This window comes from Rhodococcus sp. BH4, assembly GCF_002079265.1.
GTDB lineage: Bacteria > Actinomycetota > Actinomycetes > Mycobacteriales > Mycobacteriaceae > Rhodococcus_F > Rhodococcus_F qingshengii.
The window spans coordinates 3,364,358-3,386,793 of record NZ_CP014941.1; the positions used below are offsets into that span (position 1 = coordinate 3,364,358).

Sequence of the window (22,436 nt, forward strand, 5' to 3'; positions counted from 1 at the left end):
CCGTGCGGTCCTGGTTCGAGCACACGGTCGTCGACACCGGCAGGCTCCCGCTGTTCTTCCTCCTACTCGCCTTTGTCCTGACGTTCCTGTTCATCCGCTTCAGCGTCCGGATGATCCGGGCCGAGGTCTCGTGGTGGCCAGGCAATGTCACGCCCGGTGGAATGCACATCCACCACATGGTTTTCGGTTTGATGATGATGCTCGTGTCCGGCTTCGCCTTCATCGCTCTGGCCGACTATCACACCCCGATCGCCAATTGTGTTCTCGCGTCGGTGTTCGGTATCGGCAGCGCGTTGGTCCTCGACGAGTACGCGCTCGTGTTGCATCTGCGCGATGTCTACTGGGCCGAGGAAGGTCGCTCGTCCATCGACGCGGTGTTCGTTGCCATCGCGATCTCGTTCCTTTTCCTTCTCGGGGTCCACCCGATCGGGTTCGCGGGAGAGTTCGACCCGTACGAGCAGGACCGGAGCCTGGCGACGTTGATCGGCGTTGTCGTCGCGATCGTGATCCAACTCGGACTAGCCGTGATCACGTTGATGAAGGGCAAACTCTGGACCGGCTTGATCGGGCTGTTCTTCACCCCACTTCTGTTGATCGGAGCAATTCGGTTGAGTCGCCCGGGTGCGCCGTGGGCGCGCTCGCGTTACCGCGACAAGCCGGCGAAGATGAGCCGGGCAGTGGCCCGTGAACAGCGTTATCGCGAGCCGATGATCCACGCGAAGATCTACGTGCAGGAAACGGTGTCGGGAAGTTTCGGTTCCGCTCCCCCGCCCCCACCACCGCTCCCCGTCGTCGACACCACAACCCCCACGTCGAAGGTCGGATTGTCGCGGCGGCTCTCGGACAGAATTCGCTGGCGTCGAACTCGCCGACGACTACGAACAGTCCCCGTCTGGCGTCTCCCCGTGATCCTCGTCGTCCTGTCCGTCGTCACCGCGAACATCCTCGTCGGGATCGACGGAGATCTCGTCAGCGACGGCGACGTCGGTACCATTTCCGAGGGCGTGGACGCCGGGGCCACCGCGACGCTGCTCAGCGTCATCGCCGGCGGGATGATCACTCTCACCGGTCTGGTGTTCACCGCCATCACCCTCGCAATGCAGTTCGGCGCATCGCAGATTTCGGTGCGGGTGGTCCCGATGCTTGCGCAACAGCGGGTGATGCGGTGGTCGATCGGCATGTTTCTGGCCACGTTCGTCTTCTCCTTGATCATTGCGCTCGATCTGGCGCTCGATTCGGAGAATTCCTCACCGACCATCTCCACGGCGATCGCACTGCTTCTGGCATTGGCCAGTGCGATCCTGTTCATCGCGTTGGTGGCGAAGGTCGGGTCGATTCTCAATTCCAGTCGGTTGCTGCGTTGGATAGCGGCCCAGGGCCGGAGCGCGACGATTCGTGCCTATCCGCTGTACGAGGACCTGCCCTCTGGCGCACCGAAACCCAGTCAGCCGCTCCCCCTACCCCAACCGCGCGAGTCCGAGAACTCCGAGAGCGCCGACGCACTGGTGATTCGCCTGCGCCACCTCTCACCCGACGGCCGGATTCTGCTGGCGATCGATCTCGCACGACTGCAGCGGTTGGCCGGCCGCTGGGACGTCTCGGTCGAAGTCGTCCCCAGCATCGGCGAGTTCGTCGCCCAGAACGCGCCCCTCTTCGAGGTACGCGGACCCTCGCTGAAGGTACGCCCGGACACCTTGATGTCGTGCTTGATCTTCGGTGACACGCACAGCCCGGTCGTCAGCCCCGGTGCAGCGCTTCAGTCGATCGTGGACATCGCGCTCAAGGCACTGTCACCCGCCATCAACGACCCGGGCCGAGCCGTCCAGGCTCTCGACCACATCGAAGATCTTCTGGTACTTCTCGCCCCGCGGGTCCGATTCGACACATCAACCTCGGATCTCACGCTGATCCGAGGGCAGCAACGCACCTGGACCGATTACGTGTCCGTCGCCACCGACGAGATCCGGCACTTCAGTACCAATTCCGCGCAGGTCCAGCGCCGTCTACGCGCGGTATTCGCGACCTTGCTCGAAGCCTGCCCGCCGGACCAGCACCCTCCGCTACTCGAGCGCGTCGACGCACTCGATGCGCAATTGAACCGAGAATGGACCGGCGCACTCGACCTTCGGCTCGCGAGTGTGGCGGATCCGCAGGGATTGGGCTCCGAAGCCGGGGCGACCGGAAGAATTCACCCGCTGATCATCGGGTCTTCGGAACTTCCGGACGATCGTTCATCCGGGCAGGCCGAGTCGCGTTCCCAGCCAACCTAATTGACTCGCCAATCCAGCCGACCACACTTGGAAGCTGTGTCCTCCGTCGACCTCGGCGTATTGGACGTCCATCCCTGCGGCTTTTGCGGCTTCGTAGAGCGTTTGAAGACCTGGGCGGTAGTCGTTGTCCTGTTTGCCGACCACGAACACCCCGGCGCTGTCGGGGAACTTCTTCTCCCGGAGCAGATCCTGCGGATTCACTGCCACGAACGCGGCTTCATTGCCGCCGAACGCTGCATCGACCGTCTGCTTGCGATCGCCGAGTGTGGGTTCGATCTGACCGGACAGATCCAGGAACGTCGGATAGACCGCGGGGAAGTTCGTCGCCATCTGGAACGCGCAGGTGCCGCCGTAGGAAAGTCCCCCGATCGCCCACTTCCTCGGGTCGGGATCCACCTGGAGGTTCCCGCGCACCCAGTCGGGAACATCGCGCGAAAGGTACGTCGCGACGTTCCCGAGTTGGGAATCGACGCAGAGCGGATTCGCCAGTTCCGACCCGGTCCCGTCAGCAACGACGACAACGGGAGCCAAGCCCGAATGCGCAGCGGCGTAGGTGTCCATGGTCTGGACGAGACGTCCGCCCTGTAGCCAGTCCTCGGGCGCGCCTGGTTGGCCGGCTAGCAGGACCAACACGGGCAACTCCGGTCGTGGGTTGGTGAAATACGCGGGCGGTAGGTAGATCTCGGCGTCGCGGGCGCTGAATCCGGAGACCGTCCCCGCAATCGTGACCGTGCTGACCTTGCCCGCCGACGGCATGTCCGTGGGAGCCTTCCATTGCGAAACCGGTACCGCGCCGTCCTTGCCGTCGTCCAGGTCTGCGAGTGAAACCTTCTCCGCGTCCGAGAGTCCCAGCGCTGTTCCCAACGTCGGATACGACTGGAACTGCAGATTCACGTGAGCCGCGCTCGACACGACCACCAGGAGCACGGAGACCACGGTGAGCACGCGGCCGTCGATCCGCGTCGCCGCAAATACCCGCGAAACGCCCAGCAGCACGCCGAGAATGCCCAACCCGATCCACACGTAGACCGGACGGGCAATCGGATCGGGGAACGGGTGCCACACCTTCTCGATCAGCCAGTACAGCACGAGAGTGATCGCGATTGCCGCGACGATGCAGACCGGAATCGAGATCAGGACGTGACGCCTCGATCTCGAGAAGATCAGCCACAGAAGTGCCAGAATTCCGAGCACCGTCACCACGGGCGGAACCGGGCCCGTGACCAGCGACAGATCCGTGATCGTGTGCACGTCGTCTCCCGTCGCAGCCCTGTTTAGACAATATCCAAGAACAGGACATTTCGGAGCTGATGGCGTCAGATCACTGCGTTCGACGCCTGGGCACGTAGGTCTCGGGCCAGGTGATCCCGACGCTCGAGAACAAGCCTCCGCAGCGACGCGGGCGCCTCCGCATTGGCCTGGATCCAGGAATCGACAGCAGAGGTGTCTTCAGCTGCCGGGAAGAGTCCGTTCACCAACCGTCGGGCGATCTCGATGCTGCGTTCGGACCACCACTTCCCCAGGGACGAGAAGTACTCTGCCGCATATCCCTCGATCAACGACGGGTCCGTGCCCGAACGGAATCCGGCGATCGTCGCATCCAGGCGGTCGTTCGAGAGTGAGCCGTCAGTGGTCGCCGACGCCCAGGCAGCCGCCTTGGTCTCGGCATCGGGAATCGACGCCGCGGCGCGGACGTACGCCGTTCGACCCGCTGACGTGCTGTCCTTGCTCAGCTCACCATCGAAGTCGCTCACACTCGCATGGCCGGTCGCCGACAGGGCGATCCACAATGCCCACCGCAGATCAGGATCGAGAGCCAGTCCGACCGGCCCCGGGCAGGTGCCGTCGAGTATCGACCGCACCTCGTCGGCGCGAGCATCGTTGACCGCTGCAGCGGCCGACAGAGCCCGTGCCCATGCCAGCTGCCTTCCGGACTCCGGTTCGGCTTCGAACACCGCCTTCCAGGTCGTTTCCAACCAGCCTGCACTTACATTGGGCCGCAAGCTTTTCGGAACGTAGTGAAGAACCGCGTATTGGGCATCGGTCAGGATCGAGCTGAGAATCGCAAGATCTGTCTCCGCGGGAGCGAATCGTTCCACCATGTCGAGGTACCGGAACACCGAGAGCTGCGCATCACGCACCGAGTTCCACAGCGACGACCAGATCACCCCGCGCGCAAGCGGATCGCTCACGCGGTCCAGGGATGCCTCGACAGTGGACAGAGATTCCGCGTCCAATCGCACCTTGGCGTAGGTGAGGTCTTCGTCGTTGAGCAGTGTGAGTGCTCCGGGCGGAAGGTCGACCGACGTGCGTGATTCGGTGATGTCGAGTTCGACGCGTTCGGTGCGAACAAGGTCTCCGGACTCGTTGTAGTCGTAGATTCCGACTGCGAGCCGATGCGGCCTCGGGTCCGTCTGGACCAGGTCTGTTCCGTCGAGCGACAGCGTGGACACTCCGGTGGTCTGCAACCAGATTCGGGCCCATTCGCGCACATCACGTCCGGAAGTCTCCGCGAGCACGTCGAGCAGATCAACCAGCGTGGTGTTCCCGAAGGCGTGGGCCTTGAAGTACCGTCGTGCCGCTTCGAAGAACGCGTCACGGCCGACGAACGCCACAAGTTGTTTGAGGACACTGGCGCCCTTGGCGTAGGTGATTCCGTCGAAGTTAAGCTTCGCAGCTTCGAGATCGACGATGTCGGCGACGATGGGATGAGTTGTCGGCAGCTGATCTTGGAGGTACGCCCACGCTTTTCGCTTGATGGCGAATGCCACCCAGGCATCGGTGAAGCGAGTGGCTTCGGCGCTGACCAGCGATCCCATGAAATCAGCAAAAGATTCTTTGAGCCACAGGTCGTCCCACCAGACCATGGTCACGAGATCGCCGAACCACATGTGCGCCATTTCGTGCAGGATCGTGTTGGCGCGGCGCTGATGCTGCTCGTCGGTTGCGGTGCCGCGGAACACGTATGCCTCGGTGAAGGTCACCAGTCCCGGGTTCTCCATGGCGCCGAGGTTGTACTCGGGGACAAAGATCTGGTCGTACTTGCCGAACGGATACGGATAGTCGAAGTACTCGGCGTAGAAGTCCAGCCCCTGACGGGTGATGTCGAAAACGTTGTCTGCATCAAGGTGTGGAGCCAACGACGCCCGGCACAGCGCACCCAACTCGACAGTGAGTTCGCCGCGACTCCACGACGACGCCACGCGGTGATACGGCCCGGCCGCGATCGCGGTGATGTAGGTCGAGATCGGCAGCGTCGGGGCGAAAGTGACGCGTTGTGCACCGTCCACGGAGAGAGTCTGGGTCGCGGGCTGATTCGACAGGACTTCCCAGCCGTCAGGTGCTGTCACCTCGAATGTGAAGGGCGCCTTGAGGTCCGGCTGCTCGAAGCAGGCGAAAACACGCCTGGCATCGGCAGGCTCGTATTGCGTGTACAGATACGTCTGATCGTCAGCGTCGTCGACAAATCGGTGCAGCCCTTCGCCCGAACGGCTGTAGTGGCCGTGAGCTGCCACCCGAACGACGTTCGATCCGCCGAGTCCGCGCAGCCCGATCCGGGATCCGTCGTACTCCACCGGAATCGACGCACCGTCGACGTCCACGGAATCGACTGCAGCACCGATGAAATCGAGCCACGTGGACTCCACCGAGGACGTCAGATCAATTGTCGTGACCGTCGAAAAGGTCTTCACGGCGGAGTCGACCGCCGATCGCAGATCCAACTCCACCCGGTAACCGGCGACGGAGATGGCTCGAGATCGTTCGGCGACTTCGCTTCGATTCAGGTTCGCAGTACTCACGCACTCGATCCTGCCAGGCCGCGCGCGGCGATGTGAGCCGCCGTGCGCCTATCCCTTGAACGCGCCCTGCCAGACGGTGTCGAACGGCGTGTGTGCCGAGACGCGGCCTTCGATGCCCGCCGTGACGAACTTCTTGGCCAGAGCGACGGCTTCTCCCACGTCGGCGCCCTTTGCCAGTTCGGCGGTCACTGCGGCGGCCAGCGTGCAACCGGCACCCGAGACGCGCTCTTCGCCGACCTTGGGGGCGGAGAGAACCGTCACGTCGGTCCCGTCGAACAACACGTCGACGGCGTCGCCACCGGCGAGTTCGACACCGCCCTTTGCGAGCACGTACTTGGGTCCGAGGTCATGGATACGACGTGCGGCCTCGATGAGGTCGTCGACGCTTTCGATGCTGTCCATTCCGGCGAGGGTGCGTGCCTCGAACAGGTTGGGTGTGACGACGGTGGCGAGCGGGAGGATCGAATCACGAAGTGCTGTATCGGTATCGAGAGCCGCGCCGGGCTCCTGGCCCTTGCAGATCAGGACCGGGTCGAGGACGACGTGGCGCCAGGACTGCCGACGCAGACCCTCTGCCACAACCTCGATCGTGGCGGGAGTTCCCAACATTCCGATCTTGACGACGTCCAGATCGTGAGCTGCCGTGGCAGCCTCGATCTGATCAGCGATCACGTCAGGAGCGATCGGCACGAAGCGATGACCCCAATTGTTCTTGGGATCGAACGAGACGATACATGTGGTGGTCGCTACGCCGTAGACGTCCAATGCCTGGAACGTCTTCAGGTCGACCTGCAGGCCGGCACCGCCAGTCGCTTCGGACCCAGCGATGACATAGGCGAGGTCAACCACAGCACAATCTCCTTCTTCGGACTTTCGAAACGTGCGTGGATGGCCACGAACGCGGGACCCAGTTTATCAACCGTTCCGACGTCTGGTTTTCGGCTATGCGGGCACCGGAGTTCCCCACGCGACGTCGTTGTCCTCGTATCCGAACGGCGGACCGACGAACTCGCCGCCGCAGGTGATCAGCGCGAGGGTTTCGGGTCCGTCGAGGCTGTTCAATCGCTCGACCGGCAGCTCGCCGTCCTTGCCGTAGTGATCGACCGCATCGATACGGTAGTTCCAGGTCTGTCCCCCGGCGCCCGCCACGGTCACGACCGAGCCGATTTCCAGTGTCGAGAACTTCTTTCCGAAACCGTCACCCTGATAGATGTCGTTGACGTGTCCGGTGATCACCACAGTGCCCGCGCCGGAGCCGGGAAATGCCGAATCTGCCCACCATCCGATCTCACTGACATCCTCGGGCGGAATGAGCGAGCCGTCCGTCGTCGTCTTGATCGGCAGGATGTCAGCGGTGCTGTTGCCTGTGCGCAGCGTGGTCGGGACATCCGGACCGTCGACTGCGGCGCGAACTGCCGGCGGCAAATCTTGTTGGCCGGTCGCGAGGACGCGGGTCGGCGAGTCACCGTCGTCGGAACATCCGCCGATCAAGAGCATTGTCGCCACTACTGCAGCGGCCCACGTTCGGCTGGCCGTGGATCCAGGTGCCGCTGTCACGGACGAGAAGTCGGGCCGGACGGAATCTGGGCAATTGGTACTCGGTTTCCTACGTCACGACCGGGAAGTGCGTCACCGGAATCCCCACCGTTCCCACCGGAACCGTCACCACCGCTGCCGTTTCCGCCACCGCTTCCATTCCCCCCGCCGCCGGGGCCGGGGCCGGGGCACTCACCTCCCGGATCGGTGGTGTCGCCTGCCAAGACAATCTTGACTGCCGAGAGGTTGACCGTCTGGTTCTGCGCGACTTGTCCAGGAGTTGTGACGTCGAATGCGAGCTTGGCACGTACGGGGATGACCGAACCGTCGTCAGCGTCGGTGACCGTTGACCCTGACCGGCCGAGATCTTGGGTCAACGTCATTCTGGAGATCAAATCCTGATCTCCGGTCAAGCCGGCGCCGTCGATCCGAAGGGTCCCTCGGACGGGACTTCCGTGGGCTCTGATCGTCACCGATGCGCGAAACTCGAGGATGTCTCCCGGCACTGTCCGCCACGCCTCGATCGAGTTGATTTTCGTTCCAGGCGATCCAGTCGAGATGTCGTACCAACCGTCGATCACGGCCGGATCGAGTGACATCGAATTTTCGTTGATTTCCGAGTTGCACGCGCGGGTGAGCGAAACGGGGGCAGCCGATCCCACTGCGGGGAGTGCTGTCGACACAACGGTCGCCAAGACGAAGGCCGTCGCGGTGATGCCCGCGGTACGCCTGCCGAAGATCGTCATTCTCTCGCTACCTTTTTCCGCGGACCGTAGCTTCCGGTCAATTCAGTCAAAATACCAGTACAGCTGGACAAATAGGTCGAATTCCGTGCCGAATTCCTCTTGTTTTCTGTGAACTTCGGTTACGAGCAATTTCTCCGCACACACGTTCCGGCAAGGGGTACATCGGATCAACAGGGGTCAGAAGTTACATTTCGCCCGCACATCGGAGCAGATCGCACTGATTTCTCACCGCATTGGACAGGTATTTCCGTTTCATAGCGGTCAGCCGGTGGAACAACGATCACTACAACGAGCGTGCCGGGCACGTGTCCGGTCGCCCCCCACCGAATCAAGGGAAACCGTCATGTCGGATACAACATCAGTCAAGCAGGGTTTCGCGGTAGGAACATCGATCGGGGCAGCCGTCATCTTGGTGACGGTCGGCATCGTGCAGTTCTTCCAAGGACTCGCTGCCGTCGCCGAAAACGAAGTGTTCGTAGTCGGGATCGACTACGTCTATCAGTTCGACCTGACGACGTGGGGTTGGATCCATCTCGTGCTGGGCGCGCTCGTCGCTCTCGTCGGGCTTGCACTGTTCACCGGAGCGGCCTGGGCGCGGGTGTCGGCAGTGGTGATCTGCGCGATCTCGATCATCGCGAACTTCTTGTGGCTGCCGTACTACCCCTGGTGGTCGACTCTCATCATCGCGCTGAACATCGTCGTGATCTGGGCTGTGTCGACATGGAAGCCCACCCAGACGACGCACGCCGCTGCGCATGCACCGTCAACGCCGACTCGATCTGCTTGAGTTGAAAGTATGTGTAGGTGGATGGCGTATTCCGGAGAGCCGATACTGGCCCATGACTTGCTGTTCAGGCCACAGCACTCGCTGATCGACCAGAGCCTGCATTCTCAACTCGGGGCCACGACGACAAATGGCGACGGCTTCGGAATCGGCTGGTACGGGGAAGGCCCCCAACCGGCAGTTTTCAAGAGCATCGAACCCGCGTGGAACGACTCGAACCTGCGCGAAGTCACCTCCCAATTGCGCACCCCTCTGCTGTTCGCTCACATCCGCGCCTCGACGGGAACTGCAGTGCAGCGCAGCAACTGTCACCCGTTCCGGCACCGGCGATGGTTGTGGATGCACAACGGTTCACTACACGGATTCCACGACATGAAACGGGAATTGGTGACTGCCATTGATCCGTCGCTCTTTCCGGATCTCGAAGGATCGACGGACTCGGAAACCTTGTTCTTCCTCGCGCTGACGTTCGGCCTGACCGACGATCCGTTCGAAGGTGTCGCGAGGGCCGTCGGATTCGTCGAGCACACGGCCCGCTCGCAGGGAATCGACAATCCGGTTCAGATGACCGTCGCCACGTCGGATGGCATCTCCACCTGGATCTTTCGCTATTCCAGCGAGCACCAGTCGAGGTCGTTGTTCTTCTCCACCGAGATTTCCACGTTGCGCAAGCTCCATCCTGAGGTGGATGCCCTGCACCATCTGAGTGAGGAGACCCGAATCGTCGTCTCCGAGCCTCTACGTGACCTTCCCGGCGCCTGGAACGAGGTTCCCGAATCCGCCGCAGGCGTCATCCGGCCCGGACGGGACGAGATGCGGAGCTTTGTGCCGATCCCACCAGCCTGATTGGGTCATACAACCAGGCATAGCTATGAAATAGCTTGCATTCGAAGCGCTTTCACGAAAACTGAGAAAACGGAAACTCGGCACACTAGTCACGCGAGAGGATGAGCCGGAACGCCAAGCGAGCCTTCTCCGTATCCGGAGTGCCACCAGTGAGCAAATCGTTGTAGATGAACGACTCACCCACGCGAACCAGCAGATACGCCATGTCCTCGACGGGCAGGTCTGGCCGAATCTGCTCCGGTATTTCAGCTTCGATCAGCCTTCGCACGGATTCGACCATCGTGCCCTGAATCGGCCCCAGTCCAGTTGTGAGTATGCACAACGCCTTTTGCGGTTCCCGAGTCAAATACGTCCGGAAGAATTCGGTCTCGATTGTCGCCCGTGCATGGTAAGTGAGGACGTCGACAACCCTTGACGCTCCGCTTCCACCGCACTCCTCGAGGCCCATTCGCCACGTTCGGCGCGCCAGCGAATCGAGCACGTCACCGGTAATTGTGTCGCGATTCCCTGCACGCCGGAACAAGGTGGTCCGATCCACCCCCAACTCGGTGGCCAAAGCGTTCACATCGAGCGGTTTTCCGGCCGCGAACTGTCGTCGGGCGGCACTCAACGCTTCCGCGCGGATGTCACGTGTCTCGGCCATGGAGTGAATGTATCGCTGACGACGTGCTGGTCGGTAGCCGGAGGCGATCAGACGGCGCCATCGACGGCAATCGTTGCAACATTCATTGACTTTGTTGCAGGTGAGTGTTTATGGTTCCCCGGTACGTGATTCCAGTCACAACAGTTCAGTTGTTTACGGAGGAATGCGATGAACGATTACACGTGGACGACCCGACGATGAGCCCACTTCTGCAAGTACGAGACCTCACGGTTGACATTGGGACAGAATCGATTTCGAACAGACTCCTCGACCGCGTGAGCTTCGAGTTGGGGTCGGGCGAAATCACCGGTCTCGTAGGAGAGAGCGGGAGCGGAAAGACACTGACCGGACTCGCTCTGCTCGGTCTCTTGCCCCGTACGGCAACAACCAGCGGAAGCATCCGTTTGGAAGGACAGGAACTTGTGGGTCTGCCCGCCGCCGAGTTGAGGAAAATACGCGGTCGCGACGTCAGTATGGTCTTCCAGGACCCGAGTTCGGCTCTCAACCCCTCCGTCAGCATCGGTCGCCAGATCGTCGATGTGTTGAAGGCCCACCGCGACATCACGAAAGTCGATGCGGAGGACGTGGCTACAGATCTTCTCCACCAGGTCGGACTGGCCGACCCGAGCAGAACCTTGAAGTCGTACGGGTACGAGCTTTCCGGCGGGATGTGTCAGCGGGTGATTATCGCGATGGCCCTGGCATGCGGTCCGAAGTTGCTGATCGCGGACGAACCGACAACAGCGCTCGACGTCACCATCCAAGCTCAGATTGTCGATCTCCTTCGAGAACTGGCCGAACAGCGCGATCTTGCCGTGTTGTTGATCAGTCACGACCTCGCGGTTGTCGCCGAGGTCGCGGATCGAGTCATCACCATGTTTCGCGGCGAGATCGTCGACGTCGCGCCGCGGGACGCGCTGCTTCGGCGGCCCGCGCATCCCTACACGTTCAGCCTTCTCGAGGCGGCACGCTCGACATTCGAAGAAGTCTCCTCCCAATCACCCAAGGCGCGAGGCGATTTCACCAGCAAAGCCCCTGCTGACGGCGTGGGTTGCCGATACGTCGCCCGGTGCAACTACTCCGAGGAGCTCTGCATATCCGATCATCCACTTCTGATCGGATCACCGGAATCGGCAACAAGATGTCACCGCAGCGACGAACTCGAGTTGCTCGGACTGGTGAGCTGATGAGCAACACCGACGTCATCGTCGACGTTCGGAATCTGGCAGTCGAGTACGGACGCGGACGCAAAGCTCTTCGCGCGGTCGACGACGTCAGCTTCTCCGTACAGAGGGGCGAAACCCTTGCGATAATCGGTGAATCAGGATCGGGAAAATCCTCGACGGCTCACGCTCTCGCGGGTCTGGTGGCTACGGCCGCAGGCTCCATCACTATGAATCTCGACGACCCGGCGTTCGGCAAGGGTGGATCTTCCCATCTCATTTTTCAAAACCCTACGTCGGCCTTGAACAATCGGATGGCCTCATGGGCTTGCGTGGCCGAGCCGATGGCGCCAGGGCGTCTGCGCATCCCACAGTCCTTGCGGCCGAAAGCCGTCGAGCTGTTGCGTCGGGTCGGTCTCGGCGCTGAGCTTGCCGACCGCCTCCCGACCCAGCTCTCCGGTGGCCAACGCCAACGCGTGACCATCGCTCGTGCACTTGCCTCCAAGGCGCCACTGATTCTCTGCGACGAACCTGTTGCCTCCCTAGATGTTTCGCTTCAGGAAGAGGTGTTGCAACTTCTTGCCGATCTCCGAGAAGAACATGACCTCACGTACATCTTCATTTCGCACGATTTGGGTTCGGTGGCACGGATCGCCGATCGCGTCGCGGTGATGTACCTCGGCCGAATCGTCGAGATCGGACCGGTTGCCACGGTCCTGAGGACTCCATCGCACCCCTACACGCAGGCGCTTCTCGCCGCGGCCCCGCACATCGAACTCGAGCGGCGCAGTCGTCGGAAAGCATTGGTGCGGGGCGAGTTACCCGACCCACGGAATCCACCCTCGGGCTGTCGATTCCGCACCCGCTGCCCGTTTGCGATGGATCGCTGTGCGTCGGAAGCGCCGTCACTTCGCGCGGCCTCGAATTCCGCACACAGCTCCGCCTGCCATCTATCGTCCCCGGCCACATCGATCGGAATCTCCAACCCGCCGCAGTAAATGCGTGCCGCGTCAGTCTCCCCCTTCCGAGAAGACCAAAGCGAAAGTCCACCATATGAATCCGCGTCTGTCTTTGCGATCCCGATATCCGATCACACGCTTCCAGAATCATGGGAAAAGTGGCCCACGTGTGCTGGTAGCTGCGTTTGCACTTTCTGCTCTTGTGCTCAGCGGCTGTTCGAGCAGCGCCACCGGTACCGCCGGCGATACCGGACCTGCCGATCCGAACGCCGAACTCAAGGTCGCGACATCGCACGTGCCCGCCTCGCTCGACCCGTGTGCGGGAAACATCGGATACGACATCGACTACTTACAGTTGATGTATGCACCACTGATCGATGCGGAACCTGCCACCCAGAAGTTGCGGCCCGGAATCGCCAGCGAGTGGGGCTTCTCCGGACCGGACAACCTGACGTTCGAGATGACGTTGCAGAACGGCTTGACCTTCCACGACGGTACAGCTGTCGATGCAGCAGCCGTCAAGGCAAGCATGGAACACTGCTTGAGTCTCGGAATCGTTTCCGTCCCGACGATCAAGAGCATCGAAGCAACGTCCCCAGATCACGTCACGATCTCGTTGAGTTCACCTACCTCCGGTTTACCAGGCTGGCTCAACGGCAGATTGGGAATGGTGGTCTCCCCCACTGCGCTGGCAGCAGCAGGGGCAGACTTCGCCAACAAGCCTGTAGGCGCAGGGCCGTACACATTCACCAGCGCAGTCCCGAACAGTTCATACACATTCAGTCGATTCGACGATTACAAACCGGCAGGTCCACCCAGCCCCCAGCTCGCCAAGATCCAGATCCAGGTGATCTCCAATCCCACAGCGCTGACAAATGCCCTGACATCGAACGCTGCGGATTTTGCATACGGGCTCACACCGTCGAGTGCTCCGATCCTCGAACGGAATCCCAACCTGAACGTCAGTCACGACCCGAGACTCGGAGTTGCGCTCGTCGTGATCAACAACAAGAACCCTGTGGTTAACGACGTCCGGGTTCGTCTGGCGATGCAGTATGCGCTCGACCGCAAGGCAATTGCGCGAGCCGCGCTGGACAGCTCGGAAGGAACTGCGGCGTTCGGTCAATATCCTCCCGGTTCGCAGTTCTACGACGAGGAAACCGAAGATGCATGGCCGTACGACCCGGAGAAGGCCAAATCGGTACTAGCGGAGGCGGGGTATCCGAATGGGGTCACCGTGCGCGGACTAGCAGGCAACCTACCGCCGTACTCGACCAACGCGGTCCTTGTCGGAGAACAATGGGAGAAAGTCGGCATCAAGGTCGACTTCGTCGAAATGAGTGGACCTCAGGCGATTACGGAGTTCGTCGCACACAACAGCGCGGACGTCTTCAGCGTGGGATGGCCCACGCGAGCATCCGCACCGCTCAATTTCGAAGCCTCGCTGGGTTCGCGGTCGTACTTCCGGCAGAATTCCGTCCCCAACGAGGATTTGGAGAAGTTGATCGCACTGTTGAACAACACGTATGACGAAACCGCTCAGCTCGACATCGTCAAACAGATCAATCAAGTCGTGATCAAGTCCGCTGAGTACGTACCGTTGTACTTCACTCCCGACGTGGTCGCCTACACCAAGAACGTCCACGGGGCCGTTCCTGCACTGAACGGCTCCCCCAATCTGACGTACCTCTCGAAGTCATGACAGCGACCGTCGTATCACACGAGAATTCGGTGAGGCCCGAGCCTGAGAGCGTTCCGACTCGAAACTCTCACCGATCGCCCGTCAATCCACATATACGGATGATCGCCGTCCGGTTCGCGCAAATCATTCCGACCGCGGTTATCGCCAGTTTCATAACCTTTGCCCTTATCCGGATCATTCCAGGTGGACCAGCCGAGGCCCTTCTCGGTCCGAACGGCAGCGATGAATCGATCGCCGCACTCAACGAGCGCCTCGGATTGAATCAACCCTTCCTGGCCCAGTACTGGAACTGGGTGGTGTCGGCTCTGCACGGAGATCTAGGCACGTCGCTACAGAACAGCGCCCCCGTCGGCCCACAGATCCTTGCGCGCCTGCCGGCGAGCGCCGAGCTCGTTGTACTCGCACTGTTACTCTCCGCCGTCGTCGCCATACCGCTCGGAGTGTGGACCGCGACGCGGCAGGGACGACGCAGCGATGGCCTGACCCGCACGGTTTCAGGGATCGGACTCGCGGTGCCGGACTTCTTCCTCGCTATCGTGCTGGTCGATGTCTTTGCCCTCGGCTTGGGAGTTCTACCGGTGCTCGGCTGGGTTCCTCCGGGCGACGGTGTGATCGACAATCTGAGCCATCTCGTCCTACCTGCAACGGCACTCGCTGCCGGCGCAGCATCGATTGCGGTCCGGCAGACCAGGGCCGCGATGATCGAGACGCTGTCCGGTGACTACGTGCGAACCGCGCGTGCGATGGGTATCGACGAGCGGAAGATCGTGTGGCGCTATGCGTTACGAAACATCGTTCCCACCATTGTCACAGTCTATGGATTGCTCGCCGTGGCAATGCTGGGTGCGACGGTCATCCTCGAGCAGATCTTCGTGCTACCGGGCCTCGGCAGCGCTTTGGTCATCGCGATCGACACGCGAGATTATCCGATGCTTCAAGGCATCGTGTTGCTGTTCGTCGTGATCGTGCTTCTCGTGAACATCCTGGTCGACGTCGTCAACAACATGATCAGCCCGCAATTGAGAAAGGGAACGATCTCGTGAGCCAACTCGTAGTGACCACTGCAGGCGAATTTCGTTCCAAGCGGCCTCGTTACCGACTGGCGCCCGGATTATGGCTCAGCTACTGCTTTCTCGGAATACTGATCGCGGCGTCCGCCTTGGCCTCGTTCGTGGCTCCGTACAGTCCGACCGATCAGAACCTGACCAACACGTTCGCCGGGCCAAGTGCCCAGCACCTGCTGGGCACTGACGGATTCGGCCGCGACGTGCTCAGTCGGCTCATCTGGGGAGGACGCTCCGCCTTCTTCGGCGTTGCGATTGCGGTCGCTGTCAGCCTGCTGTTGGGAATTCCATGGGGACTGATCGCCGGATACTGGCCACGCTGGATCGGTGCGTCGCTCCTCCGGGTGGCAGACGCACTACTGGCATTCCCCGGTTTGGTTCTTGCAGTGGCAATTACGGGCGTTCTGGGGCCGAGCCTGATTACGTCGATGTCTGCCCTCGGAGTCGTCTACGCACCCACGATTGCAAGAATTCTGGCTGCCGGGGTCAGCGAGACGAGGAACCGAGACTTCGTCCTGAGCGCGCGACTCTCGGGATGTCCGCCGCACGTAGTGCTTTTGCGTCATCTCCTACCGCACGCGATCGGACCGGTTGTCGTTCAGGTGACTGTGCTCACCGGTCTGACCTTTCTCGCGCAGGCCGCCCTCTCGTTCCTCGGGTTGGGTATACAGCCGCCCACTCCGAGTTGGGGCGGTGACTTATCCGATGCGTACCTGCACATCTTGAGCGCCCCACAACAGATTCTCCCCTCCGGCATTCTGATTTCACTGGTCGTCCTGGCCGTCTACCGAGTGGGTGATGCCGTCCGAGACCGCATGTATGTCAAAGGGAGATAGCTTACGAAGATCCCGCACCCAGTCCGACTTCTCGACCACCACACCACCCGTATGAAGGAATACCGATGACCTTGATCGCACCAGAAACTGCGCGCCGCGTCTTCCGTGGAGCCGAACCGATACACGGCATGATCTACTTCACTCCATTCGGCGCGGAAGCCTATGCTGCACTGGGCTTTACGCATCCTCGAATGGGGTACTTCGCTTCGCGGTCCGCACCCATGGGTGCAGTAGCGGCAGAAGTCACCATCGCTACCTTCTTCAACTTCAACCCCGAACTGGTACACGCGGTCCTGCCGAATGCCTGGACGATCGCCACCCCCGAACAGATCTTGGCCGCTCGACTCGACGCTGTCGACCGTTCGCTGCGCAAGGCATGGGGAGAACATGTCGACGGCGCCGAGGTTCGAGAAGCCGCCGAACTCGCACGTCGAGCAGCGGAGCGCGCATGCAACAGACCGCAAGGTCGGCCGCTGTTCGGTGGACACGCATCCCTACCGTGGCCAGAAGAGCCCCATCTCGTGTTGTGGCATGCCCAATCCTTGCTCCGGGAATATCGCGGCGATTCTCATGTCGCCCTACTTCACACCGAAGGGCTCAACGGTGTCGAAGCGCTGGTAGTTCACGCCGCAACCGGTGATGTTCCTGCTGCTGCTCTGCAAATGAGCCGGGCATGGGACAACGATCAGTGGGCGGAAGGCGTCGAAAGTGTGCGGGCGCGTGGATGGCTCGAAGACGGCCCCGAGCTTCACCTGAACGAGGTGGGTCGCGATCGCCGGCAGAGGGTTGAGCATCAGACCGATGTGCTGGGGTCGTACCCGTACGAGGCGATCGGAGAGACCGGATGCAGTCGACTGATCGAAATCTCGGAACGTCTCTCCGGTGAAGTGATCGATGCAGATCTCGGATTTCCGGCAGCACTGGCAGCACGTCGCCGATTGCGTGCGTGACAGCAGGTCGTGAGTGTCGGACGTGGGCTGGTGGTGATACGACGAGGGTGTCACCACCAGCCCCTTCACATGATTGTCGCCGAAGTCGGCTGCGCCCCGAATCTACACAGTGAGAAGGCATCCGGATGAGACTGCCGTTGTGCCGAATTCCCGCTCCGTTTAGGTGATGATGGCTTGATGTGGAAACAGGCTCTCGGGTTTGCTTTGTTCGGGGCGGCCGTTGCCTTGGTCGCCGCGTCGCTGACACAGGGGACTTCACAGGCATCGGACACGATCACCCTCTTTTTTGGGTGGCATGACAATCTCGGGCTTCGCGGGTGAACCGCAATGGAACTGGCCGATAGAGGCTGCGGTGATCGGCGCCGTTCTGGGCGCGCTGACCGCGTTCGTGCTCCGCCTCGCGGGCGTGCGAATCTCCGGAGGCCAGGACAATCGAATGGTCCGAACTGTGGTGGCAGGCATCGCAGGCGTCACGCTTGGGCTGACGCCCCTGTTGGTCTTGATCGGCATGGCATTCACCGGGTCGGTTGATATGGGATGGTCCCCGCTCCTGGTCTACGCCGTCAGCGGTCTTCTGGCCTATGGCCTTTCGGTCGCCGCCGTGTTCGGAGTTCTTCGCGCTGCCGGGGATCGACTTACTGTTCGCACGACGCGAGCGGTCGCGGCGATGCTTCCGGTAGGGGCGTTGGCGGCGACTGCTGCGGGTGTCTGTACTGCGTGGAAGCTGGGCTTCTCCACCGCCGCTCCCACCTGGATTGCAGTCGTACTGCTGGTGGTGCTCGTATTGGCCGTGACGTTCGTTGCGGCCCGGGCGTGGGCACTACGGATGCAGGCTCGTGACTTTCCAGAAGTGGCATAGGCGGTGGAACGATTGATTCCGACGGGCGCATCGAGATGAGGGGCGAGCGAATCTTCGCGGGACTCGTCGTCGGCCTTCTGCTCGGGCTGTTCGGCTATCTGCCGTTGGTACTCCTGTGGCAACATTTCGCAGATGTCCCGCAGCCGCAGCTTTATCCGAACCGTTCGTTCACGTCGTTCGGCCCCAACCCGCCACCGCTCACCTACTGGATAAGTTGGGCGGCGCCTGCCGCCGTGTTCGTCATTCTCGGACTTATGACTATTCCCAGCCGCACCGGCAGGCAATTCGCGTTGCCATTGGTGCTCGCGTTCCTTTCTGTGGCAGCAATGGTGGCGTGGTTCTGGATCTCGATGGAACTGTTCTTCAGCCCCGACTGATCACTCACTCGGCTGCGTATCGCGAACCCCACTGCGCGCACGCGCAATGGCGCCCTTGTTGCGCAATGCGATCCCCTGATGCACCGCAGCAAGTACCAATGCCAGCACTGCAGCAGGGAGGCTCCCCACCATCGACAGCAGAGAAGGCATACCAGAGCTGAAAGCGGTAAAGAAACCCAGTACTGCAGCGCAAAGCATTGTCGCCGAGACGATCCAGGAAACTAATGGTCGTGGGATCACGGCTGGAATAACGCACAGAGCCACCGGCAACGCCAGCACCAAGAAGAGCTCCCGCCCGAAATAGTCGTGAATCGAGCGGTAACAATCGGCAGAACTGAGCGGGCCGAGGCCTATTTCGCAATCGGTGATCTCGTACAGCGGCCACTGTGCCGTCGCGGATCCCAGAATCCCGGTGGCGACCGCCAATACAACCCACGCGATCCGAATCCCAATCATACGAAGAGATCATGCCAGTAGGCGAAATTGCGCTCCGGAGAAGAAAGCAATTACGACTCGAACTGCGTGGAAGGTCGATACCGTCAACGCTAATCAAAGAATGGATCAAACTATGTTGAGCGCATGGGGAGCACTGGCGCTTGCCACTGGTGCCCATATCTATGGCGCTCGCCTCGCAACTCACGGCGACTACGGGCGGAGATTACCTCTCTCGGTAGGACCGACCTCCTCGCGAGCGGCACAACATGTCCGACGTGCTCAACTCACGGGCTGGGTATCGAGCTTGATCGGAGCATCTGCCATCGTCGACAACTATTGGGAGACAGCACCTCTCTTGAGTGCGGGTATCGCAGTCGCTGTACTCGGAGTAGTTAACGGCCTACCGAGTTTGATTGTCACCCTGATGCACAATCGACGGCCGCAACAGGGTTGAAGTTTTCGATTATGTTTTGTGGAAGGGTGCTTGCATGGCAACACAACCGCATGGCCAGTCCATAACCCCGGCGTGGAAAGTATTCACGGCCATCGGTTTTGCAGGTGTTGTGGGCGCTGCCGTGACGTACTTCCGAGACGGGTGCACTTTGGCGATCATTGGCGGGATGGTCATCCTCGCGATTGGTCTGCCGCTTACTGTCTGGTCCATCCTGCGAATGCTGCGTGAGAATCGAGGACATCGCCTTCATTGGTGGAGAACACCGCCGGTCAATCCGAGGAACGTCGACCTGTCTCGTGCTGTCGGCATTCCGACTACAATTTTCGGTGCACTGACCATCTGGCTGAATACAGCAGGTTCGGCGCCGTGGTGGTTGGCAGCAATCTTTACCGCCATTCTGATCGCGCTCTTCGGAGTAACCGTTGCCGTTCACAATATTCGCCTCAGTCAGCGAACCTGAGCTAGCCTTCCGCGCATGCCGGTTTCCGCGAGTGTCCGTGCGCGCCTTCGCTCCCACTTGCATCCAGACGACGAGATCCACTACGCGTTTCCAGCAGAAGTTCTGATGAGCGCGAAACCGACGAAGAATATGTTGCAGTCGTGAACGCTGCCGACGCGGAGATCACGTCACCGCAGGACTTTCCACGAGATCCGTTGCCGAACCTTTGAAGGCACAAACAAAAAGGCAGTTTCTCATCTCTGAGAAACTGCCTTTTTGATCTAACTTCGGTCGGGCTGACAGGATTTGAACCTGCGACCACTTGACCCCCAGTCAAGTGCGCTACCAAGCTGCGCCACAGCCCGTCCCACGCCCTTGTTTCGGGCGCTTGGAAAGATTACATCAGGGACGGGCCGAAGTACCAATCGGCTGGTCAGAGCCGTTTCAGTACCGAATTGGACGCAGAATCAGCGGCCCTTACGGTCACGCTTCTCGCGCACTCGGACGGATACGCGGATCGGACTGCCGTCGAAGTTGAACTCTTCACGCAGACGCCGCTCGATGAAGCGGCGGTAGCCGGCCTCGAGGAAGCCCGTGGTGAAGAGAACGAATGTCGGCGGGCGCGTGCTTGCCTGCGTCGCGAACATGATGCGCGGAAGGCGACCACCACGCATAGGAGGCGGCGTTGCTGCCACAACTTCCTTGAGCCAGGTGTTCAGGCGACCTGTGGGGATGCGCTTGTCCCAGGACTCCAGAGCCGTGTCGAGAGCCGGCACGAGCTTCGCCACGGCGCGACCGGTGTGGGCGGAGATGTTGACTCGCTGAGCCCACGGAACGCGGACCAGATCGCGGTCCACTTCCTTGTCCAGCATGAGTCGACGGTCCTCGTCCACGAGGTCCCACTTGTTGAATGCGATCACCAATGCACGACCCGTGTCGGCCACCATGCTCAGAACACGCAGGTCCTGCTCGGTGATCGGCTCGTGCGCGTCGATCAGCAGGATCGCAACCTCAGCGGCCTCGATCGCGCTCTTCGTACGCAGCGACGCATAGAACTCCGCGCCGCTGGCATGGCTGACGCGCTTGCGCAGACCAGCCGTGTCGACGAAACGCCAAGGGCGCCCGCCGAGTTCGACGATGGAGTCGACCGGGTCGACGGTGGTGCCGGCAACATTGTGCACGACGGACCGCTCGTCACCGGACAGCTTGTTGAGCAAGCTGGACTTTCCGACGTTCGGCTTTCCGACGAGAGCAACACGACGCGGACCGCCGCCGGGGATACCTTCACGCGGGGTTTCCGGCAGCTTCTCGAGAACCTCGTCGAGCAGGTCTCCGGTACCGCGGCCGTGCGTCGCACTCACGGAGTACGGCTGACCGAGGCCCAAGGACCACAGCGCTGCAACCTCGGACTCGGTGCGTCCGTCGTCCACCTTGTTGGCAACGAGGATGACCGGAGTCTTCGAGCGGCGAAGCACGCGAGCAACAGCTTCGTCCGTCGCGGTAGCGCCGACAACAGCGTCGACGACCAGGAGAATGGCGTCAGCCGTTCCCATGGCCAACTCCGCCTGACGTGCGACCGCCTGCTGAAGACCCTTTGCGTCGGGCTCCCATCCGCCGGTGTCCTGGACGAGGAAGCGTCGTCCGGCCCAGTTCGCCTCGTACGAGACGCGGTCACGGGTAACGCCGGGGATGTCTTCGACTACCGCTTCACGACGGCCGATGATGCGGTTGACGAGCGTCGACTTGCCGACGTTCGGTCGACCGACAACAGCCAAGGTCGGGACGGCAATGTGCGCTTCGCCTTCGCCGTCCGCTTCGAGATCGGCGTAATCCCACTCCGATTCCTCGGACCAAGTTCCGTCACCGGCATATTCGGTTACCAGATCGTCGCTCACTGCACTGCTCCAGTTCTGTCGCTGACCACCAACAGCAACTTGGCGATCACATCTTCAATTCCCAATTCGCTCGTATCCACCAGAATGGAGTCGTCGGCAGGGCGCAACGGCGACACTGCCCGAGTCGAATCGAGATGGTCACGGCGCTGCACATCAGCCAGCACCGCTTCGTAATTGTCTTCACGGCCTTGGCCGATGTTCTGCGTATTGCGCCGTGCCGCACGGGTTTCCGCCGATGCGGTCAAGAAGATCTTGACGTCTGCATCGGGGAGTACGACGGTTCCGATGTCGCGACCTTCCACGACGATCCGGTCTGCGCTTGCCGCCAACTCACGCTGAGTGGCGACCAGCAGGTCGCGAACCTCGGGTACGGCCGACACTGCGGAGACAGCCTTGGTGACCGCGTCGCCGCGGATCTCCTCGCTGACGTCCGCGCCGTCGAGATGCACCTGCTCGCTGCTCGGATCGGTACCGATGGACCACGGCAACGCCGCAACGGCGGCCGTGATCGCGGCGGAATCCGCCAGATCGATTCCCTGACGCAGCACGTGCAGGGTCGCGATCCGGTAGATGGCTCCGGTGTCGAGGTAGCGAGCACCCAAACGCTGCGCCAACGCGCGAGAGACGCTGGACTTGCCGGTTCCGGACGGTCCGTCCATAGCGACTACCAGCGGCATG

At 61.4% G+C, this 22,436-nt stretch carries 21 protein-coding genes and 1 tRNA gene; 12 read left to right on the forward strand and 10 right to left on the reverse strand.

The annotated features are described in order from the left end of the window. The first annotated feature begins 2 nt into the window (after positions 1-2). On the forward strand, positions 3-2,270 hold the full coding sequence (locus tag A0W34_RS15555; RefSeq protein ID WP_081557909.1) for a DUF2254 family protein: 2,268 nt from the start codon (positions 3-5) through the stop codon (positions 2,268-2,270). Here the strand turns inward: A0W34_RS15555 and A0W34_RS15560 are convergent. The 5 genes from A0W34_RS15560 to A0W34_RS15580 form a co-directional block, all read right to left on the reverse strand. After that, the gene (locus tag A0W34_RS15560) at positions 2,232-3,521 is read right to left on the reverse strand and encodes an alpha/beta hydrolase (protein ID WP_042451019.1); all 1,290 of its coding nucleotides are present in this window, start codon (positions 3,519-3,521) and stop codon (positions 2,232-2,234) included. The two genes, A0W34_RS15555 and A0W34_RS15560, sit on opposite strands and share 39 nt — an antisense overlap. Positions 3,522-3,586: 65 nt before the next feature. Beyond that, positions 3,587-6,070, reverse strand: a complete 2,484-nt coding sequence (gene pepN, locus A0W34_RS15565; protein ID WP_030537514.1) for an aminopeptidase N — start codon at positions 6,068-6,070, stop codon at positions 3,587-3,589. Positions 6,071-6,118: 48 nt separating this feature from the next. After that, complete coding sequence (thiD, locus tag A0W34_RS15570) at positions 6,119-6,919, reverse strand: bifunctional hydroxymethylpyrimidine kinase/phosphomethylpyrimidine kinase (protein ID WP_003946192.1); 801 nt, start codon at positions 6,917-6,919, stop codon at positions 6,119-6,121. Between the two features lie 93 nt (positions 6,920-7,012). After that, positions 7,013-7,627: a class F sortase gene (locus A0W34_RS15575; RefSeq protein ID WP_228401006.1), complete on the reverse strand. Its 615-nt coding sequence runs from the start codon at positions 7,625-7,627 to the stop codon at positions 7,013-7,015. Beyond that, positions 7,624-8,352: a hypothetical protein gene (locus tag A0W34_RS15580; RefSeq protein ID WP_081557910.1), complete on the reverse strand. Its 729-nt coding sequence runs from the start codon at positions 8,350-8,352 to the stop codon at positions 7,624-7,626. The genes A0W34_RS15575 and A0W34_RS15580 overlap by 4 nt, the downstream gene beginning before the upstream one ends. 343 nt (positions 8,353-8,695) lie before the next feature. Here A0W34_RS15580 and A0W34_RS15585 point away from each other — a divergent pair, with 343 nt between their 5' ends. Both A0W34_RS15585 and A0W34_RS15590 read left to right on the forward strand, forming a co-directional pair. Then, complete coding sequence (locus A0W34_RS15585) at positions 8,696-9,139, forward strand: DUF7144 family membrane protein (protein ID WP_030537512.1); 444 nt, start codon at positions 8,696-8,698, stop codon at positions 9,137-9,139. Between the two features lie 21 nt (positions 9,140-9,160). Then, positions 9,161-9,982: a class II glutamine amidotransferase gene (locus tag A0W34_RS15590; protein ID WP_064074344.1), complete on the forward strand. Its 822-nt coding sequence runs from the start codon at positions 9,161-9,163 to the stop codon at positions 9,980-9,982. A gap of 85 nt (positions 9,983-10,067) precedes the next feature. On the opposite strand, the gene A0W34_RS15595 is transcribed toward A0W34_RS15590, so the two are convergent. Continuing rightward, positions 10,068-10,625 carry a QsdR family transcriptional regulator gene (locus tag A0W34_RS15595; protein WP_021333511.1) on the reverse strand — a complete coding sequence of 186 codons (558 nt, stop codon included), beginning with the start codon at positions 10,623-10,625 and terminating at the stop codon, positions 10,068-10,070. 275 nt (positions 10,626-10,900) lie between these two features. Here A0W34_RS15595 and A0W34_RS15600 point away from each other — a divergent pair, with 275 nt between their 5' ends. From A0W34_RS15600 to A0W34_RS15635, 8 genes are all read left to right on the forward strand, one after another. Continuing rightward, positions 10,901-11,812, forward strand: a complete 912-nt coding sequence (locus tag A0W34_RS15600; protein WP_232329862.1) for an ABC transporter ATP-binding protein — start codon at positions 10,901-10,903, stop codon at positions 11,810-11,812. Further along, positions 11,812-12,786 carry an oligopeptide/dipeptide ABC transporter ATP-binding protein gene (locus A0W34_RS15605; RefSeq protein ID WP_007731960.1) on the forward strand — a complete coding sequence of 325 codons (975 nt, stop codon included), beginning with the start codon at positions 11,812-11,814 and terminating at the stop codon, positions 12,784-12,786. The genes A0W34_RS15600 and A0W34_RS15605 overlap by 1 nt, the downstream gene beginning before the upstream one ends. A 130-nt stretch (positions 12,787-12,916) precedes the next feature. Further along, entirely contained in the window at positions 12,917-14,449 is a 1,533-nt protein-coding gene (locus tag A0W34_RS15610; protein WP_198035645.1) for an ABC transporter substrate-binding protein, read from the forward strand. Between the two features lie 98 nt (positions 14,450-14,547). Continuing rightward, positions 14,548-15,492 (forward strand): ABC transporter permease, encoded by a 945-nt coding sequence (locus A0W34_RS15615; RefSeq protein WP_075833272.1) that lies wholly within the window; start codon positions 14,548-14,550, stop codon positions 15,490-15,492. Further along, complete coding sequence (locus tag A0W34_RS15620; RefSeq protein WP_075833273.1) at positions 15,489-16,349, forward strand: ABC transporter permease; 861 nt, start codon at positions 15,489-15,491, stop codon at positions 16,347-16,349. The genes A0W34_RS15615 and A0W34_RS15620 overlap by 4 nt, the downstream gene beginning before the upstream one ends. A gap of 65 nt (positions 16,350-16,414) precedes the next feature. Further along, the gene (locus tag A0W34_RS15625) at positions 16,415-17,299 is read left to right on the forward strand and encodes an SCO6745 family protein (protein WP_007731949.1); all 885 of its coding nucleotides are present in this window, start codon (positions 16,415-16,417) and stop codon (positions 17,297-17,299) included. 295 nt (positions 17,300-17,594) lie between these two features. Continuing rightward, a complete protein-coding gene (locus A0W34_RS15630; RefSeq protein WP_081557915.1) occupies positions 17,595-18,158 on the forward strand; it encodes a hypothetical protein in 564 nt (187 codons plus the stop codon). A 35-nt stretch (positions 18,159-18,193) separates the two neighbouring features. Then, the gene (locus tag A0W34_RS15635; RefSeq protein WP_042451032.1) at positions 18,194-18,535 is read left to right on the forward strand and encodes a hypothetical protein; all 342 of its coding nucleotides are present in this window, start codon (positions 18,194-18,196) and stop codon (positions 18,533-18,535) included. Here A0W34_RS15635 and A0W34_RS15640 read toward each other — a convergent pair whose 3' ends face one another. Then, a complete protein-coding gene (locus A0W34_RS15640) occupies positions 18,536-18,991 on the reverse strand; it encodes a hypothetical protein (protein WP_021333520.1) in 456 nt (151 codons plus the stop codon). It abuts the gene before it with no gap. 467 nt (positions 18,992-19,458) lie between these two features. Between A0W34_RS15640 and A0W34_RS15645 the strand changes: the two genes are divergently transcribed. Beyond that, positions 19,459-19,884, forward strand: coding sequence for a hypothetical protein (locus A0W34_RS15645; RefSeq protein WP_054828053.1), 426 nt, complete (start codon positions 19,459-19,461; stop codon positions 19,882-19,884). A gap of 270 nt (positions 19,885-20,154) precedes the next feature. Here the strand turns inward: A0W34_RS15645 and A0W34_RS15650 are convergent. The 3 genes from A0W34_RS15650 to cmk form a co-directional block, all read right to left on the reverse strand. Next, positions 20,155-20,228, reverse strand: a tRNA-Pro gene (locus A0W34_RS15650). Positions 20,229-20,330: 102 nt separating this feature from the next. Continuing rightward, positions 20,331-21,758 (reverse strand): ribosome biogenesis GTPase Der, encoded by a 1,428-nt coding sequence (der, locus tag A0W34_RS15655; RefSeq protein WP_003946199.1) that lies wholly within the window; start codon positions 21,756-21,758, stop codon positions 20,331-20,333. Beyond that, positions 21,755-22,435 (reverse strand): (d)CMP kinase, encoded by a 681-nt coding sequence (gene cmk / locus A0W34_RS15660; RefSeq protein WP_182261235.1) that lies wholly within the window; start codon positions 22,433-22,435, stop codon positions 21,755-21,757. Before cmk ends, der begins: the two co-directional genes overlap by 4 nt. Position 22,436 lies beyond the last annotated feature (1 nt).